Below are 17229 nucleotides of genomic sequence, written 5' to 3'. Positions count from 1 at the left end.
TTATCCGGCGACGGTTTTCAGGACGGAACGGATGCGTTCGTCCTCTTTTTCAAGAAACTTCTGACCCAGCTCATAGCTGCGCTGGACCTCGATCATCCGGGCGATTTCCGTGATCGGATCGACATTCGATCCTTCGACAAACCCTTGCAGAATGGCCGCGCCCTCAAGGCTGGGTTCGGTGCCGCCTGCGACCTCGAACCGGACGCCATCGCGGTGCAGAAGGTCGTTCTGATCCGTGGGGGCATAAAGACCAATCTGGGCCACCGCCCGGCCATCTATCGACAATGTGCCGTCGGCGGCCACCGACACGGCTTGGGCGTCCGGCGGAACGAAAACCGGTGCGCCACCACCGTCCAGCAGACGATAGCCGTCCGGGGTGGACAATTCGCCTTCGGCTGACGGGGTGAACGACCCGGCGCGGGTCAGAAACTGCCCATCCGGGCCGTCGAGCAGAAAGAACCCCGACCCTTCGATCGCAAAATCGAACGCACCGCCGGTTTGGGTCAGCGTCCCTTGTTGCAGATCCAGCGCGCGGGCATTGGCCGTTGCCATCGACAGCGACGGATCCCCCGCCTCCAGCGCATGGATGTATTCCGAGAACACGACCCCTTCGCGACGAAAGCCGGTTGTGGAGGCATTGGCGATATTGTTCGCGACGGTCTGCATTTCGCGCATCAACCCGGATTGGCGGGTCAGTGATGTGTAACCGATATTGTCCATGCCTATCCTCCGGCAATCAGCGGGATCACCCGCAACTGGAAAAATCCGACCAGGGTTTCCGTCATGAACCCCATGCTGGCCCAGAACACGACCAGGATCGCGATCAGTTTCGGAACGAATGTCAGCGTCATTTCCTGGATCGAGGTCAGCGCCTGGAACAGGCCAACAATCAGACCCGACAGCAGCGCCACGGTCAGGATTGGCAATGAAATCATCACCGCGATCCAAAGACCCGCCCGCAACGTGTCGTAAAAGATGATTTCATCCATCATCAGACCGGCATCCTCAGAATTTCCTGATAGGCCTCGACCACCTTGTCCCGGACGGTCACGGCCGTTTCGACCGCCAGTTCTGTCTGTGCCAATGCCTGCACAAGTGCGTGTGGATCGGCATTTCCCGACAGGGCAGCCATCGCAGTCTTTTCGCCCTGCTGAACGGTTTCGGCAAAGCTGGTGGTCGCGGTCGAAAACGGGTTCGTGCTTTGTTCGCTTTGCGGCGTTGGCGTCGCGGCCTGTCGGGACGCGGCATATTGCTGGGCGGCGAGGGTTGATCTGATATCCATGGAGAGGCTTCCTATCGGCGCAGAAGGTCAAGCAGACCGCGCGACATCTGTCGGGCCTGATCGAACATCTTGAGGTTGGCTTCATAGCTGCGTTGAGCTTCACGGGCGTCGGCAATCTCGATCACCAGATCGACATTTGACCCTTGGTAATGACCCGATTCATCCGCCAATGGATGGGCGGGATCGTAGATCGCAGGCAACGCGGTCTGATCCAGGGTCACGCGACCCGACCGCACCGCGCCGGTGGCTTGCCCGCCGTCCATGACCGCCTCGAAACTGGCCAGTTTGCGGCGGTATCCGGGTGTGTCGGCGTTGGCGATATTCTCGGACACATGGCGCAAACGGTTGGCCTGGCTTTGCATACCCGATGCGGCGGCGGCGACTGAGGCTTTCAGATCATTCATCTTGGTCAACCTCACCTGCGACCCAGCGCAGAGCGCATGATGCCCAGCGACGTCTTGTACACCGTCAGGGCCAGATCGTGGTCGCGCTTTGCCTCGGCGGCAGCCATCATCTCGGCTTCCAATGCGACCGAATTGCCGTTGGGTGACATGGCGCCTGGACGATAGACCGCCTGGGGCACGTCCCCTGCCTGCCCGTGGGACGCAATGGTTGATCCGTTCAGATGCGCCGCACGTGTTGCCCGCATCGCAGCCCCCGGACCTTCCCGAAACTGATCCGCAAAAGGTGCGATGTCCCTCGCGCGATATCCGGGTGTGTCCGCATTCGCCACATTCTGAGCGATGACAGACTGACGGGCGGCGGCATGCTGGGCCAGCCCCACGGCTTTGTTCAGAACATTCATTTTTTCAAACATCGGGGCTTCTCCCTCGATTGGCTTCAACCAAGGCTTAACCCTGATTCCTTTAGAAAGGGTTTCAGCACATGATTGGAGGCAAGACGTGACCCAGATCGGTTTTGAACAATTGGCTGCCGAAGTATCGGCGGTGCGCCCCGTCCGCGATGTTGGACGCATTGTGGAAATCGGGCGTGGCACCATTCAGGTGCGCGGGTTGTCATCGGTTGCTGCACAGGCTGACCTGGTCGACATCCAGCCATCCGCCAGCCGCGCGCGCATGGGCGAAATTCTGAACCTGAACGCGGATACCGTTACAATCCTGCCTGACGGGGACGTCGAAGGGTTGCAGATCGGGGATCAGGTGATCCTGCACGGACGGGCCGAAATCGCGCCTGATGACAGTTGGATTGGACGCGTGATCGACCCGATGGGACAGGCGCTGGACGGACAGCCGATCTTGCGCGGCACACAGACAATACCCTTGCGGGGGCAGCCAGCAAACCCCACCCAGCGACGTCCCCTAGGATCCCGGTTGGAAACCGGTCTGGCGGCGTTCAACACGTTTTTGCCCATCGTGCGTGGGCAGCGAATCGGGTTGTTTGCCGGTTCGGGGGTGGGCAAGTCGACATTGCTGGCGAAACTCGCGCGCGGTGTGCAGGCTGATGTTGTCGTTATCGCGCTGATCGGCGAGCGTGGGCGCGAAGTGAAAGAGTTCGTTGATCGGGTCCTTGGCCCCGAGGGCATGAAGCGCGCAATTGTGGTTGCCGCCACCTCGGACCAGTCACCGATGGTGCGGCGGCGCTGTGGTTGGACTGCGATGACAGTGGCAGAGCACTTTCGCGACCATGGATTGCATGTGTTGCTGCTGGCTGACAGCGTCACCCGCTATGCCGAAGCCCATCGCGAGATCGCGCTGGCATCCGGTGAAGGCGGCAATCTGCGTGGCTTTCCCCCGTCGACCGCACAACAGATTACCACCCTGTGCGAACGCGCCGGGCCAGGGTCCGCGGCGGCGGGGGACATCACCGCCATATTCTCGGTGCTGGTCGCAGGTTCAGATATGGAAGAGCCGGTGGCAGACATCTTGCGCGGCGTATTGGACGGGCATGTCGTTCTGGACAGAACCATCGCCGAACGTGGCCGGTTTCCGGCGATCGACCTGCTGCGCTCGGTGTCGCGCGCATTGCCCGAGGCCGCCACGGACGACGAAAACGCCCTGATTTCAAAGGGACGGCGGTTGCTCGGTCACTACAGCCGGTCCGAGATGATGATCCAGTCCGGCTTGTACACTCCCGGATCGGACCCGGCTTTGGACGAGGCGATCGCTGCCTGGCCCAACCTGGACGCATTCCTGACCCAATCCGAAGTCGGGGATTGCGCCGCGAGCTTCCAGCGTCTTGCGGCTTGCATGACGCCCTGAAACCCTGAGGCCATGACGCCCTGACGCACTGACGCACTGACGCACTGACGCACTGACGCCCGCCGGTGCACTCCTAAGCAGTCTGAAGCAAGCTTAGTGCAATTGCTCCACTGGACATCGACGCCGAACCGGAGGCGATCTGGGACCGCACAAGGAACAGCCGGTTCAGTTCATCGACCTTGCTCTGATCCGCAAACTGGTCAACCGACGAGGCCCCCAGATACCGGTCCGCCTTGTCGCGGAAGGTTGCAAGCTGCTGATCAAGGTCGATGGCCCCGAAGGCAGCGGGCAGTCCGAATGCCGTCTGAAACACTTCACGCAGGGGCGGATTGCCCATGATCCTGTACCATTTGGTGTCATCCGACCCTGTGCCTTGCACAATATCCGACAGCTGGTTGTCCAGCGTCATGGCCAGGCGCATGTTCGGGTCCTGCTCTCCTACCGCGATTTCAAACTGGTTCTTTCGATACGCCCCGGTGATCCTGGCCCCGAAGTCCGAAAGCTGTGTGCGTGGAATATCATAGTCGCCAAAGCCGAAATCCTTGGCAAACTCAAGGTATCGCTTGTCAGACAGTTTGTTGGCGAGATCGCCCGGATCAAGCGTCCCGTCATCCAGCACTTTCTTCACGAAGTATGTGCTGTTGATGTCGTCGCCCAACCCGTATGCCCCAAGCGCCACACGCAACAGGCGTCTGTCACTGACCAATTCTTCGCTGGTTTTGACCGATCCGATCTTGTCTTCGAAGTATTTCGTATCCCGCTGGATTTGTGGTGAAGCGTCAAACGCTGCTTGTTGCACGACCTGGGTGCGTTTCAGAAACGCGTAGCCCGCCGCGCCGCTCATGGGGATGACGGGTTGATAGCTCACGACAGGCGTGCGCCCAACAGACGCTCCTCGCGCGGCAACAAGGCCCGCAACTGTTTAAGCGCAAGATAGTGTTGATCTTCCAGCACCGCAGACGTGGCCAGTGACAGCAAATCGCGACTGTCCGGATCAGTAAACACCTGACTCAACTGCTCTATCCCGCGCAAAAGCTGCAGGTGCGCATCATCCTTGGTCACATCGCCCGACAGAACAAGCTGTGCAATGTAGCATACCCTGCGCACCGGTGTATTGGCGTCTTCAGGATGGATCGCATCCCGCAGCCGCAGAATGTTGGCATTCGGCGTCACGATCGAAAGACGCGACCGGCGATCACCATTTTCGATGACCGCCCCGTTGATCAAGACGCGTTCTTTCGGGCTGAGTTTCAGGACCAGACCGCTCATGTCGCTTCCCCCGACTGGCGCAATCCGCGCATCACGGCCGTGTTGATTTCAATCAGGATGGAAACCTCTTCCTCGCCGGACAGGACTTTGCGGCTGTGGTCGGCGGTAAACTCGGCCAGATAGAAGATGCGGGCCCGCAGGTCATCCGGCAGACCATTTCCGACTTCCGCGACATCTGCTGCCAGCAGGGTCCAAAGCCGGCGGTTTTCGTGCAGGGCGGCCGCAAGGTCGGCAAAGCCGGCGGTCTGCGCCCGCCCAAGTTGATGCGTGACTTGCGCAAATGCATCATATTCGGTTCCGCGGGACGTGCGAAGTGGCGCACGGGAGGAGGTGTTATAGGCCGTTTTGGCCAAGGCAACTGCGTTCACGGGGGAGTCCTTCCTGTGACGGGTTGGTTAGGTGGGGTGGGGGAAAGAGGGCGCCTTTTGGCGCCCTCAAGGACCGCTTAGCGGAACAGCGACAGGATGTTCTGCGGCGCCTGGTTGGCGATCGACAGGGCCTGCGTGCCCAATTGTTGCTGCACCTGAAGCGCCTGCAACCGTGCCGAAGCCGCCTCCATATCAGCATCCACCATTGCGCCGATACCCGACTTCAGCGAGTCGGACAGCTTGCCGACGAAGTCGGACTGGATCTCGATCCGGCCCTCGACGGAACCGAACGCGGCAGAGGCATCAATCGAGGTTTGGATCATGTTCTCGATCGCACCAAGAGCGGCATCAGCACCACCGCTGCTTGAGACATCCATCGTGGCCAGACCGGACAATCCACCCGACCCGCGCGATGCGCTGAAAGAGTAAGCGACATCGGCGTTGGTTTCATTGGTAATCACCAGCTGGGCCGCGTTGGTGTCGATGTCCATGCTGAAGCTGTCACCGTCAAGACCCTGCGCAACCAGGGCATTTTTCATCCCGGCCACGACCGATTCTGCGGTGTCACCTTCCTTGACGACATAGTTCCCCTGCACCGTTCCGATGGTCAGGGACAATTGATCACCGACAACCAAGCCGTTGGTTACAGCGGTATCGACACCCGCGGCATCCGGCATCACCGCAGCAGTAGCTGTGGCACCCCCGGAAGCATCAAGAAACGCAAACGTATCCAACGTGATCGAATCGTTGGTTCCGCCATCATTGGCGTCGATGACGCCAGCCGTTCCCGTATCGGTTCCGACAGACGCGGCGGCCGCGCCCAGCGCCGTGCCAGCGGTCAGGGACAGGTTTTGTGCGTCGACACCGATCGAACTGGTCACGATGGACCCGTCCGCCTTGCGATCAAGTGACGACAGCACATCCACACCGGTGTTGCCATTGGCATTCGTTCCGGTTTGCGAGCCATCAACAAGGTTCAGTCCGTTGAACTGCGCCGCGCCGACCACCGATGTGATCTGGTTGCGAAGCGCGACGATGTCGGTCTGGATCTTGCCGCGGTCGACATTGTCTTCCTGAGCGGCGACGATCTTGGATTTGATCTCGGTCAGAAGGTCGGTCACGGTTTCCGACGCCTGGCGTGCCACGGCGACGGTGCTTTCCCCCAACGACAGGCTGTCGGAAATTCCCTTGAACCCTTTGACATCGGCTTCCATCACCTTGGAAATGGCCCAAACAGCCGCGTTGTCCTTGGCTGAACCAATGGACTTACCGGTCGAGATTTCCGCCTGCGTGCTGGCGAGGTTCGAGTTGATGGATTTCAGCGTCTGAAGTGCGACCATCGCACTGTTGTTGGTCAGAATACTGGACATTGAGTTGTTCCTTCAGTCTTTGGTGCTTTGCACCAGATTTCAAAACCGCCTGTCACGGCGGGTATTCAAGTCGTTCTGACCGTTGCGTTGCCATTTGACCGGAACGCGCCACCCCTTGGGATGCAGGACAACCGTGTTCCAAGGGTCTAAAGGAAGTCTGAATCTGCCCGCTTAAGTTGCCTTCAATTTGAGACAACTTCGGCACGATCAAGCCTTCCGCTCGAAACGTGATTCCCGCCGGGACAGATCCCGCGCGAAACCGTCGCGCGTATAGGTGCGCAACTCTGATTGACCGTTCATCAGCGCATCAAGCCGCTGTTTTACTGAACGAATTCCACGCGCCGCTGCCGTCAGCAACTGCTGGTTCCGCTCGGTGCTTAATCGCAAATGCTCCAAGTCCGTCGGGCTGCTGTCACATGCGGCAAGGCTTTGCAGCAAACGCTCTTTCTCAGGGGCAAGCCGGGTCAGTTGCTCGATTTCGCCAGCAAGAACAAGGTGCCGTTCACGCTCCAGCAAATCTTCCAGCGCGTGGGTTATGGATCGGGCCTTATTGTCCGCCATTGGCCTGCTCCTTCAACGCTTCAAACAAGGATTGGGCCAATCCAATGCCCCCGGACTTCACCATTTCATCCGCCTGTGCCTGACGCAGAAACGAGGAGAACTGATCCTCACCTGCACCCCCTCCGAACTGGTCGGGCGTGGCGCCAACCCCCGCAGATTTCAGCATTTCGGACAGGAAACTGGCCTCCAACTTGCGGGCGACCTCCTTCAGGCGTGCATCATCTTGCCCGTTTGGGTCGGTCTTGGGGGGCGCGCCGATCAGGCGGGGGGCGGCAACTGCATCCATGTTCCAGTCCTCTTTAGCGACAATTTTCCCGGTTATCGCAGCAAGCGGTAAAGAACTGGTAACTTGCACCTGACATGATCGGGGTATCGGAGTCAGAACACCCGGAACGTGACATGCAGTTCAATCCCGCCATCCCGTCCGTCGGACAAGGCGACATCGACACCAGAAATGGCCATGTGACGGCCAAGGCCAACGTCGTGCCATCGAAGGTTGGGGCCGCGCCGGATAAAGCGTCGTTTTCGCTGGACGAGGGTCCGTCGATGGCGCCCCATGATCCCGGCATTGCGGTGACGCACACCGAGGCAAGGGTTGCGCGCGCAAGGGAAGCACGACATCAGAGCGGCCCGGATCTAGCGGTTCAAGGCAGCAAGGACATGCAGCCTGCCCTTGATTCTGACGCAAATCCGGTTCTCGCCGAACACCGTATGGCTGCGTCGCAACCCGACAGATCGCACGACGAAGAAGCGATGCCGGCCGTCAATCCACCTTCCAGGCCACGGGTGGCGCAACCTGATGAGGGGACCGGGGCGTTGGCAAGCAACATCGGGTCGGTGCCCGCGCGGAACCCGCAGAATGCATCAGAAACCCCATTGCCGCCCGCCGGGCAGATGCCGATCGCGAGAGAGGGGGGCAGATTGCGTGAAATGATACCACCGGTCGATGCGCCTCAGGCAAACAAGGGGGGGACATACTCAGACACTGCGCTGCGCGATCAGTCGCAGTCGGACCCGGCGAAACACGTGCGAGCTGATCTTGCAGCGTTCGGCACGGCATCGCCGTCCACGACACCTGCGCCTTTTGCACCCATCCAATCCGTTGTCCTGGCATCGCCGAACGCGGGTCAGCCACCGCTTTCGAATCGCGGTTGCTTCCAACCAACGCCTTCGCCGCATTCTGAGCATCTGGCCGCAGACCCCACTGCGCCAAGTCTGAAGTCGACCCCGCCCGCGGCCTCAGCACATGACCACACAAAGGTCGCCCCACACCCACCGACCGCGGATCTGCGCGGGCAAAATGCGCCGCAGGAAACCGCTCCGCTCACTGGCCAGATCCGAAATGCGTCACAGAACACCGCGCCGCATCCGTCCTCACCTGTGACCGGACCCATACCGCTTGTCACTGCCCAAACGCAGGTCGGCACGATAGGGACGCTGATCAATCCCGTGGATGACAGTGCCGGACTGAACGATGCAGCTATCTCGACCGATGACCCCAAGTTCGAACTGACCACATCCCATCTGCGCGAGGCAAGCCAGCCGTCCCAACCGACCCGCACGTTGCCTGACCTGCCGCGCCACATCGCGGCGCAACTGGCCGAAATCGTGCGCACTGCCCCGGACAAACCAGTTGAACTGACCCTGAACCCCGAGGAGTTGGGGCGTCTCAGGATGAGCTTTCAAACAGATGCATCTTCCCTGACCGTTGTTCTTCAGGTCGAACGGCCCGAAACGCTGGATCTGATGCGGCGCCACATCGAGCAACTGGCGCAGGACATGCACGATCTTGGCTATGAACAGGTCAATTTCACGTTCCAGCAACAGCAACAGGATGCCGCGTCGAACGGTCAGGCCGGTGCGGATCCAGATACACGATCGACACCACGCACCGATGGTCATGGCGACCAACCCGTCGCGCAGGACAAGGTGCAAATCCATATCAGCCCGGGCGCTGGCATGGACATTCGCATATAGAAAGGACAGCAGATGGACGTCACTCAAACCATGCCCGCCGCCTTGACGGCCGGACCCGCACAGTATTCCGAGGGAACCAGGAACGGTGATGCCGTGATCTCGTCCGATTTCGAGACGTTTCTCAAGATGCTGACGGCCCAGATGGAAAATCAGGATCCGATGAACCCGATTGAAAGTTCGGATTACGCCGTGCAGCTTGCCACATTCTCGGGTGTCGAACAGCAAGTGCGCACCAATGACCTGCTGGACGGGCTTGGCACAAAGCTGGGGCTGATGGGATTGTCCGATATTGCCGGATGGGTCGGGATGGAGGCGCGCGTCGCCGCGCCGGTTCTGTTTGACCAAACCCCGGTCACGCTGGTGCCCGCCCCGGCAACCGGTGCGGACGAAACCCGGCTTGTCGTCAAGAATGCGGACGGCGCGATTGTTGAAAACAAGATCATCCCGACCTCGACCGACCCGATCGAATGGGCTGGCGTGGACGAATCCGGTACGCCGTTCCCACGCGGGGTTTATACGTTCGAGCTGGTCAGCTCGGGCAACGGGCGGCATCTATCGACCGAACCCGTGCAAGCCTATAGCAAGATCACGGAAAGCCAGAACGCCGATGGTAAACTTTGGTTGATCCTTGAAAGCGGACAAAAGATCGAGGCAGATACCGTGTCTGCCATCCGCGAACCGTAAAAGGCTGCGGCTTCGCCAACCACCTCAAGCGGTGCGGCCGCGAAAGGTCGAACTGTTAAGCCATCGCAACGGCCCGGTATCAATAGGGACCACTCTGGTTGCCCTTCACGGCCCGGCCCCCTAGCTTGGCGATGGACGAAACAGGGGCGGCGCTATGGGGAACAATCTTCCGGGGTCACGACGACGCCAACTGCAACGCATCTGGTCGGATGCGGGTGTGGTTCCCGAATATGCCAGTTGGTCCCTTCTGACCGGTGGACGCACCAACCTGATCTGGCGGGTTGATATGCCCGACAGACCGCCATTGGTCTGCAAACTGTTCCTTCCGAACACCGCCACGCCGCTGTTTGCCAATGACGGTACCCGCGAGGCCTTGGCCCTGCGCGCCTTGTCGGGCGCAGAGATTGCGCCGGATCTTGTGGCATTCCAGGACAGCACGATTGGCGAAACGGTCATCTATCAACATATCGAAGGGCGTGGCTGGAGCGGCGACGTGACCGAGGTTGCACGGATGATGGCGCGGCTGCACGCACATACCCCACCGGATGGTCTGCCGGAACTGACTGTGACCCCCGCCGCGTTGTGTGCCGATGGGTTAGGCATGGCGCCATCCGGCCTGACAGCTCCGCCACCCGTTCCGGATGAACTACCAAATGCCCGCCGTGCATTTCTGCACGGTGACATTGTGCCGGGTAATATTCTGGACACGGCCAATGGGTTGCGCCTGATCGACTGGCAATGCCCGGCCCTTGGCGACCCCAGCGCGGACATCGCGATATTTTTGTCGCCAGCCATGCAGCTTTTATACGGCCATCGTCCACTAAATGGGGACGAGATTGCGCAATTTCTGTCCGCCTATCGGCGCGAAAGTAACGACGCGCAGACCATCGCACGCTATCGCGCGCTGTCCCCGCTGTATCACTGGCGCATGGCGGCCTATTGCCTCTGGAAAGCGGGGCGCGGGGATCAGGATTATGCCCGCGCCGCCGACCTGGAACTGGCCGCGTCAGAGCAGGCTTGAGACCCAGACCGCAACCAACGCCAAACCGCCGCCCAAGGTGACATAACCCATTGCCCGGACCGGACGCGCCCGGTCGGTTTCCGGTATCGGCGTGGCTTGCCGGATCAGGGCGGCTTCGGCCAGTTCGGGCAGGCGCGGGCCGAAACGCGCCAGCACACGTATTGTCTGGGCCAGATCGGTCAGCAGCGCCTTTGGGCCGATCGAATTGGCGATATAGCTTTCGACCACCGGTTTTGCGACCTGCCAGATATTGATGTTCGGGTTCAGCGATCGCGCCACCCCTTCGACCACCACCATGGTGCGTTGAAGCAGGATCAGCTCGGTGCGGGTTTCCATCCCAAACTTCTCGGTCACCTCGAATAGGTAAGACAGAAGCCGCCCCATCGAAATCTGCGTCGCATCCATGCCGAAGATCGGCTCGCCCACGGCGCGCAGGGCGCGGGCAAACTCTTCGACATTGCGGTCGGCAGGCACATAGCCCGCTTCGAAATGCACCTCGGCCACTCGGCGATAGTCGCGGTTGATGAAGCCATACAGGATCTCGGCATAGACACGGCGGGTGTATTCGTCGATCCGCCCCATGATACCGAAATCAATGGCGATGATGTCCCCGTTTGCAGCAAATTTCAGGTTGCCCTGATGCATGTCGCCATGAAACAGCCCATCGCGCAGCGCGTGTGACAGAAACAGTTGCAACACACGTTCCCCCAAGCGATCCATGTCCAGCCCCGAAGCGCGGATGGCCGGCAGATCATTGGCCGGAATCCCCTCGCCCCAACCCAGCGTCATCACCGTGCGCCCGGACAGGCCCCAATTCACCTTGGGCACCACGAACCCTTCGTCATTCGCGGTATTCTCTGCAAATTCGCTGGCCGAGGCGCTTTCCAGACGCAAATCAAGCTCGCCCATCACGACGCCTTCGAAATGTTCGACCACATCGGCCGGGCGCAGGCGGCGGGTGGACGGCAGCAAAAACTCGATCACCGCAGCCGAAAAATGGAAAGCGTCAATGTCGGTGCGAAAGGCGCGTTCGATATGCGGGCGCAAAACCTTGACCGCGACCTCTTCCCCGGTGGCCGCAATCCGGGCGCGATGCACCTGCGCGATGGATGCGGCGGCGACAGGTTCTGAAAACTCGGAAAACACCTCGTCGATCTTGATGCCCAGTTCCTTTTCGACCATCCGCCGGGCCACGGCAGACGGAAACGGGGGCAGCTTGTCTTGCAGATATTGCAACTGATCGGACAGTTCCGCACCAACCACATCGGGCCGCGTCGACAGGATCTGGCCAAACTTGATATAGGCCGGGCCAAGCGCGGTGATCGCGCGCGTCAGGGGCGGCAGCGATGTGTCGCCCTTCTTGCCCAGCCACGCAAAGGGAAAGCCGATGATCCGCGCGGCCATGCGAATGATCGGCGGCGCGTTCATCGCATCCAGCACAACCCCCATCGCGCCCGTCCGTTGAAAGGTCGCACCGGTGCGGATCAGCCGCCAAATGTTGTGGGGGCCGCGCATCCTAGATTTTCCAACCCGAATGCAGCGCCGCAATGCCCATGGAAAGGTTGCGGTATTTCACATTCTCGAACCCGGCTTGCCGGATCATTTGCGCGAAGGTTTCCTGATCGGGGAACTTGCGGATGCTTTCGACCAGATACTGATAACTGTCGGCATCATTCGCGATCAGCTTGCCCATCCGGGGAATGACGTTGAAGGAATACAGGTCATAGAGCTTCTGCATTCCGTCATTGGGAAGCTGGCTGAACTCCAACACCATCAGGCGCCCACCGGGGCGCAGCACGCGATAGGCTTCGCGCAATGCGTCAGGGATGCGCGTCACGTTGCGAATGCCGAAGCTGATCGTGTAGCGATCAAAGCTGTTGTCTTCAAACGGCAGCGCCATCGCGTCACCAACGACCCAATCCAGCCGATCTGCCTTGTTGGTGGCATCGGCGCGTTTGCGGCCTTCGACCAGCATCTGTTCGGTCATGTCCAGCACGACGGCAGAGGCGTCCGGCGCGCGGTCCAGAAACCGGAACGAAATGTCACCGGTGCCGCCCGCCACATCCAGAAGCCGCTGACCGTTTCGGGGGGCCAGCCAATCCATCATCGCGTCTTTCCAAACCCGGTGTATGCCCGCCGACATCACATCATTCATGATGTCATATTTTGATGCGACGTTGGTGAAAACACCGTGCACCATCCCGGCCTTGTCATCCTCGGCCACGGTCTTGAACCCGAAATGGGTTGTTTTTCTGTCGGATGTGCTCATCGGGCTTGCCCATTTCTTGCGATTGATCCCTCATATCCCGACGAATACCCACGCACAATGGAGAGGCGCCCGATATGCCCGAATTACCCGAGGTCGAGACGGTTCGTCGCGGCCTGTCCCCCGTGATGGAAGGCGCGCGGATCGTTCGGGCCGACATTCGGCGTGAAGGTCTGCGCTGGCCGTTTCCCGACCGGATGGCTGACCGGTTGACCGGCGCACGGGTGTTGCGACTGGGCCGACGGTCGAAATACCTGCTGGCCGATCTGGATACGGGCGAAACTCTGATCACCCATTTGGGCATGTCGGGGCGGATGCTGATCTCGGGCCATGCGCTGGGCAAGTTTCATCACGACCACCCGGCGCCTGAAAAACACGACCACGTTGTGCTGGACATGGACAATGGCGCGCGGGTGACGTTCAACGACCCACGGCGCTTCGGTGCGATGGACCTGTGTGACACAGTCGGGCTTGATGCCCACAAGCTGATCCGTGTGCTGGGTCCGGAACCCTTGGGCAATGCGTTTGATGAACCCTATCTGGTTGGCGCGCTCAAGCGTCGCAATTCCCCCATCAAATCCGCGCTTCTGGATCAGGGAATCATCGCGGGACTTGGCAACATTTATGTCTGCGAGGTGTTGTTTCGGGCTGGTGTTCACCCCACGCGCAAGGCCGCGCGCCTGTCCTCAACCCGCGCCGCCGGATTGGTGCCGATCATCCGCGACGTGCTGGGCGAGGCGATTGAAAGCGGGGGGTCATCACTGAACGATTACCGGCAAGCCGATGGTGAACTGGGCTATTTCCAACACAATTTCCGGGTCTATGGGCGCGAGGGCCAACCCTGTGTGACGCAAGGTTGCACTGGAAAAATAAGGCGAATCACGCAATCCGGGCGATCGACATTCTATTGTGCGCAATGCCAAAGATAACTTGATCACCGGGGCGGGCAGCCTTACGACTCCGCTTCGACCACCACGGACAATGGCAGGGGAACCATGGCCTACAAAAATATTATCGTTGAGATCGAAGATCACATCTGTCTGATCAAGCTCAACCGACCCGACGCGCTGAACGCACTGAACCTTGACTTGCTGGGCGAACTTGGTGACGCCCTGGCGGACGCTCAGAAGAATGACAAGGCCCGCTGCATCGTCATCACCGGATCCGAAAAAGCCTTCGCTGCCGGGGCTGACATCAAGATGATGGCCGAGAAAAGCTTTGTCGATGTCTTCGCGGGCGACCTGTTCACACCGGAAGAAGATGCAATCATGCGCATTCGCAAGCCGATCATCGCGGCCGTGTCCGGCTATGCGCTGGGCGGCGGGTGCGAACTGGCCATGATGTGCGACTTCATCATCGCCGCAGACACCGCCAAATTCGGCCAGCCCGAGGTGAACCTGGGCGTGATGGCCGGCATGGGTGGGACGCAGCGCCTGACCAAGCTGGTCGGTCGTGCCAAGTCGATGGACATGAACCTGACCGGCCGTTTCATGGATGCGGAAGAGGCAGAGCGTTCGGGGCTGGTCAGCCGCGTCGTGCCCGCCAAGAAGCTGATGGACGAAGCCATGTCCGCCGCTGCCAAGATCGCGGAAAAGTCGATGATCACCGTGATGGCGATCAAGGAATCGGTGAACCGCGCGGAACAGCTGCCGCTGACCGAAGGCATCCTGTTTGAACGCCGCCTGTTCCATTCGCTGTTTGCGACCGAGGACCAGAAAGAAGGCATGGCCGCCTTCTCGGAAAAACGCGAACCGCAGTTCCGCGACAAGTAACGCGTTTTATGGGTTCCCTTTACGGTGGTTTTTCCGTAAAGGGTGCCCTCATACATGCGCGTGAGGCCCGCTTTGGCCAGAATCACCGGTTCTGAACCCGGTCGGGTGCTGATGCGCAGCTTTTGAAACGTTAACCACACCCGATGAAGGGAACAGACACATGGCAAATTCGCCCCAGTCCAAAAAACGCGCCCGCCAGAACGAGGCTCGTTTCGCCGTCAACAAAGCCCGCCGTTCGCGCATCCGCACCTTCCTGCGCAAAGTCGAAGAAGCGATTGCGTCCGGCGACAAGGAAGCCGCGACCGCTGCCCTGAAGGATGCCCAGCCCGAGCTGATGCGCGGCGTGACCAAAGGCGTTTATCACAAGAACACCGCAGCCCGCAAAATGTCGCGCCTGTCGGCGCGCGTCAAAGCCCTGGGCTGATCGCGATTCTGGTCGAAAGACCGGTAAGCAAAAACAGGCGGAGCGTGTCCTCAAAGGCACGCTCCGTTCGCGTTTTCGGCGGCAAAAATTGCATTAGTGCAAGCCGCTTGGGATTCGCTCTGGGAAAGACTGAGTCAAGCACGAAGATCAGTTGCACGCGCCGCGGACAGATTGCTAATTTGCCTTCAGCGATTCACATCGCCGACTTGGGACTATGATACATCAAGGGTTAACCCCTTGAAAAATTAGGTTAAAATCTGACCTGAAGATTGAATCGGAGCCTGTCCGGTGCAATCGACGCCAGTTTTTGTTGCCGACTTGGGGGTCGGTGGGGAAATCTGCGTCACTCAGTGAATGCCGGACCGTCTCGGACCGGTTTGTTAACTTATGTTATGTCTCCTGGCCCAATCGGGCGATCCTGCGCCAAGACCACGGTCTTGTGCAGCGAACGTCCTTGGTCGTGCACGCTTAGGTGAGGCAAGCGTGCCGGAAATGTGGATCGTCAGGTGCTTGGGGGCGCCTGGTGTGAATGTGTTTGGGCAAAGGGCTGTCAGTGAGCAGTCCGTTTAAGAAACCGGGTCGAGGTGACATGACGAACGAAGAATGGGGACTTGTTCGAAACAAGCTGCAAAAGGCTGTAGGGCAGAACAACTATACCAACTGGATTGAACCGCTTGAATTTGCCGATCTGAAGAACGGCGTGGCAAGGTTTCTGGTTCCGACCAACTTCATGGGCAACTGGGTGGATCGGAATTTCGGTGACAAAATTCTGAATCATATGGTCGGCGAAGGCCTTAAGGTCTCGCGGCTGGACTTCGAAGTTCCACGCAAACCCGCGCAGGCGAATCCCTCATCGTCGCAGAAGGCTGACGGTGCGGAGAGTGCTGCCCCCACCGCGCCTGCCACCCGAACCGATCAGGACGACCTGCCCGGCGCGCCGCTTTATGACCGCTTCACCTTCGACAATTTCGTTGTGGGCAAACCCAACGAACTGGCCCATGCCGCCGCCCGCCGCGTCGCCGAAGGTGGCCCCGTCACGTTCAACCCGCTGTTCCTGTATGGCGGCGTGGGATTGGGCAAGACCCACCTGATGCATGCCATTGCGCATGAACTGACCAGCCGTAACCCCGAACTGCGCGTTGTCTATCTGTCGGCGGAACAATTCATGTATCGCTTCGTGCAAGCGATCCGTGAAAAGCAGATGATGGATTTCAAGCAACTGTTCCGCTCGGTCGATGTGCTGATGGTGGACGATGTGCAGTTCATTGCGGGCAAGGACAGCACGCAGGAAGAATTCTTCCACACCTTCAACGCGTTGGTGGATCAGAACAAGCAGATCATCATCTCGGCCGACCGTGCCCCCGGTGAAATCAAGGACATGGAAGACCGCATCAAGAGCCGTCTGCAATGCGGCCTTGTGGTGGACCTGCACCCGACCGACTACGAACTGCGTCTTGGCGTGTTGCAGAACAAGGTCAATGCCTATCGCGAACAGTATAACGGGCTGGTGATTGCCGATGGCGTTCTGGAATTCATCGCGCATCGTATCTCGACCAATGTGCGCGTTCTGGAAGGCGCACTGATGCGGCTGTTCGCGTTTGCCTCGCTTGTCGGGCGCGAAGTGACGATGGAGCTGGCACAGGACTGTCTGGGTGACATCCTGCGCGCCTCTGATCGCAAGGTCACGGTCGAGGAGATTCAGCGCAAGGTCAGCGATCATTACAACATTCGTCTGTCCGACCTGATCGGCCCCAAGCGGGTGCGCACCATTGCCCGACCGCGCCAGGTGGCGATGTATCTGGCCAAGCACATGACCTCGCGGTCGTTGCCCGAAATCGGGCGACGTTTCGGGGGCCGCGACCACACCACCGTCATGCACGGGGTGAAGCGGATCGACGAACTGAAAGTCGCCGACGATCAGATCGCCGAGGATCTTGAGCTTCTGCGCCGCGCGCTTGAAGCCTGATTTGGCAAAACGACGGCGGGTTTTGGGCCTATCCCCTTGACCCGCCCGCG

At 59.8% G+C, this 17229-nt stretch carries 21 protein-coding genes; 8 read left to right on the top strand and 13 right to left on the bottom strand.

Annotated elements, in window-relative coordinates:
* From MUY21_RS10635 to MUY21_RS10615, 5 genes are read right to left on the bottom strand one after another with little or no spacing between them, the layout of a single operon-like run.
* Positions 1-720 carry a flagellar hook-basal body complex protein gene (locus tag MUY21_RS10635; RefSeq protein ID WP_248410364.1) on the bottom strand — a complete coding sequence of 240 codons (720 nt, stop codon included), beginning with the start codon at positions 718-720 and terminating at the stop codon, positions 1-3.
* Positions 721-722: 2 nt separating this feature from the next.
* Positions 723-992, bottom strand: a complete 270-nt coding sequence (locus MUY21_RS10630) for a flagellar biosynthetic protein FliQ (protein ID WP_191286756.1) — start codon at positions 990-992, stop codon at positions 723-725.
* On the bottom strand, positions 992-1282 hold the full coding sequence (gene fliE / locus MUY21_RS10625) for a flagellar hook-basal body complex protein FliE (RefSeq protein ID WP_248410363.1): 291 nt from the start codon (positions 1280-1282) through the stop codon (positions 992-994). The genes MUY21_RS10630 and fliE overlap by 1 nt, the downstream gene beginning before the upstream one ends.
* A gap of 11 nt (positions 1283-1293) precedes the next feature.
* The gene (gene flgC / locus MUY21_RS10620; RefSeq protein ID WP_248410362.1) at positions 1294-1686 is read right to left on the bottom strand and encodes a flagellar basal body rod protein FlgC; all 393 of its coding nucleotides are present in this window, start codon (positions 1684-1686) and stop codon (positions 1294-1296) included.
* Positions 1687-1697: 11 nt separating this feature from the next.
* A complete protein-coding gene (locus MUY21_RS10615) occupies positions 1698-2099 on the bottom strand; it encodes a FlgB family protein (RefSeq protein ID WP_248410361.1) in 402 nt (133 codons plus the stop codon).
* Between the two features lie 85 nt (positions 2100-2184).
* On the opposite strand from MUY21_RS10615, the gene MUY21_RS10610 reads away from it, so the two are divergent.
* The gene (locus MUY21_RS10610) at positions 2185-3501 is read left to right on the top strand and encodes a FliI/YscN family ATPase (RefSeq protein ID WP_248410360.1); all 1317 of its coding nucleotides are present in this window, start codon (positions 2185-2187) and stop codon (positions 3499-3501) included.
* 73 nt (positions 3502-3574) lie between these two features.
* Here MUY21_RS10610 and MUY21_RS10605 read toward each other — a convergent pair whose 3' ends face one another.
* The 6 genes from MUY21_RS10605 to MUY21_RS10575 all read right to left on the bottom strand — a co-directional run bounded on the left by MUY21_RS10605 (position 3575) and on the right by MUY21_RS10575 (position 7355).
* A complete protein-coding gene (locus MUY21_RS10605; RefSeq protein ID WP_248410359.1) occupies positions 3575-4369 on the bottom strand; it encodes a DUF1217 domain-containing protein in 795 nt (264 codons plus the stop codon).
* Entirely contained in the window at positions 4366-4770 is a 405-nt protein-coding gene (flbT, locus tag MUY21_RS10600) for a flagellar biosynthesis repressor FlbT (RefSeq protein ID WP_191286762.1), read from the bottom strand. The genes MUY21_RS10605 and flbT overlap by 4 nt, the downstream gene beginning before the upstream one ends.
* Positions 4767-5138, bottom strand: a complete 372-nt coding sequence (flaF, locus tag MUY21_RS10595) for a flagellar biosynthesis regulator FlaF (protein WP_248410358.1) — start codon at positions 5136-5138, stop codon at positions 4767-4769. Before flaF ends, flbT begins: the two co-directional genes overlap by 4 nt.
* 77 nt (positions 5139-5215) lie before the next feature.
* Positions 5216-6508: a flagellin gene (locus tag MUY21_RS16095; RefSeq protein WP_191286764.1), complete on the bottom strand. Its 1293-nt coding sequence runs from the start codon at positions 6506-6508 to the stop codon at positions 5216-5218.
* 207 nt (positions 6509-6715) lie between these two features.
* Entirely contained in the window at positions 6716-7069 is a 354-nt protein-coding gene (locus MUY21_RS10580) for a flagellar protein FlgN (protein ID WP_248410357.1), read from the bottom strand.
* Complete coding sequence (locus MUY21_RS10575) at positions 7056-7355, bottom strand: rod-binding protein (RefSeq protein WP_248410356.1); 300 nt, start codon at positions 7353-7355, stop codon at positions 7056-7058. Before MUY21_RS10575 ends, MUY21_RS10580 begins: the two co-directional genes overlap by 14 nt.
* A 1094-nt stretch (positions 7356-8449) precedes the next feature.
* Here MUY21_RS10575 and MUY21_RS16160 point away from each other — a divergent pair.
* The 3 genes from MUY21_RS16160 (at position 8450) to MUY21_RS10560 (ending at position 10751) form a co-directional block, all read left to right on the top strand.
* A complete protein-coding gene (locus MUY21_RS16160) occupies positions 8450-9046 on the top strand; it encodes a flagellar hook-length control protein FliK (protein WP_248410355.1) in 597 nt (198 codons plus the stop codon).
* Positions 9047-9058: 12 nt separating this feature from the next.
* A complete protein-coding gene (locus tag MUY21_RS10565; protein WP_248410354.1) occupies positions 9059-9730 on the top strand; it encodes a flagellar hook capping FlgD N-terminal domain-containing protein in 672 nt (223 codons plus the stop codon).
* A 154-nt stretch (positions 9731-9884) separates the two neighbouring features.
* Complete coding sequence (locus tag MUY21_RS10560; RefSeq protein ID WP_248410353.1) at positions 9885-10751, top strand: phosphotransferase; 867 nt, start codon at positions 9885-9887, stop codon at positions 10749-10751.
* Here MUY21_RS10560 and ubiB read toward each other — a convergent pair.
* Complete coding sequence (ubiB, locus tag MUY21_RS10555) at positions 10737-12266, bottom strand: 2-polyprenylphenol 6-hydroxylase (RefSeq protein ID WP_248410352.1); 1530 nt, start codon at positions 12264-12266, stop codon at positions 10737-10739. The genes MUY21_RS10560 and ubiB overlap by 15 nt on opposite strands.
* 1 nt (position 12267) lies before the next feature.
* Complete coding sequence (gene ubiE / locus MUY21_RS10550) at positions 12268-13020, bottom strand: bifunctional demethylmenaquinone methyltransferase/2-methoxy-6-polyprenyl-1,4-benzoquinol methylase UbiE (protein WP_248410351.1); 753 nt, start codon at positions 13018-13020, stop codon at positions 12268-12270.
* A 74-nt stretch (positions 13021-13094) separates the two neighbouring features.
* Between ubiE and mutM the strand changes: the two genes are divergently transcribed.
* From mutM to dnaA, 4 genes are all read left to right on the top strand, one after another.
* Positions 13095-13946, top strand: coding sequence for a bifunctional DNA-formamidopyrimidine glycosylase/DNA-(apurinic or apyrimidinic site) lyase (mutM, locus tag MUY21_RS10545; RefSeq protein ID WP_248410350.1), 852 nt, complete (start codon positions 13095-13097; stop codon positions 13944-13946).
* A 66-nt stretch (positions 13947-14012) separates the two neighbouring features.
* Complete coding sequence (locus MUY21_RS10540) at positions 14013-14789, top strand: enoyl-CoA hydratase (RefSeq protein WP_248410349.1); 777 nt, start codon at positions 14013-14015, stop codon at positions 14787-14789.
* A gap of 160 nt (positions 14790-14949) precedes the next feature.
* Positions 14950-15213 (top strand): 30S ribosomal protein S20, encoded by a 264-nt coding sequence (gene rpsT, locus MUY21_RS10535; protein ID WP_248410348.1) that lies wholly within the window; start codon positions 14950-14952, stop codon positions 15211-15213.
* A 589-nt stretch (positions 15214-15802) separates the two neighbouring features.
* Positions 15803-17179: a chromosomal replication initiator protein DnaA gene (dnaA, locus tag MUY21_RS10530; RefSeq protein WP_248410347.1), complete on the top strand. Its 1377-nt coding sequence runs from the start codon at positions 15803-15805 to the stop codon at positions 17177-17179.
* The last annotated feature ends 50 nt before the right edge of the window (positions 17180-17229 follow it).

Source organism: Aliiroseovarius sp. S2029 (assembly GCF_023195575.1).
GTDB lineage: Bacteria > Pseudomonadota > Alphaproteobacteria > Rhodobacterales > Rhodobacteraceae > Aliiroseovarius > Aliiroseovarius zhejiangensis.
The sequence above is the reverse complement of the archived record's forward strand: the minus strand, read 5'-3'. Positions and strand labels throughout refer to the sequence as shown.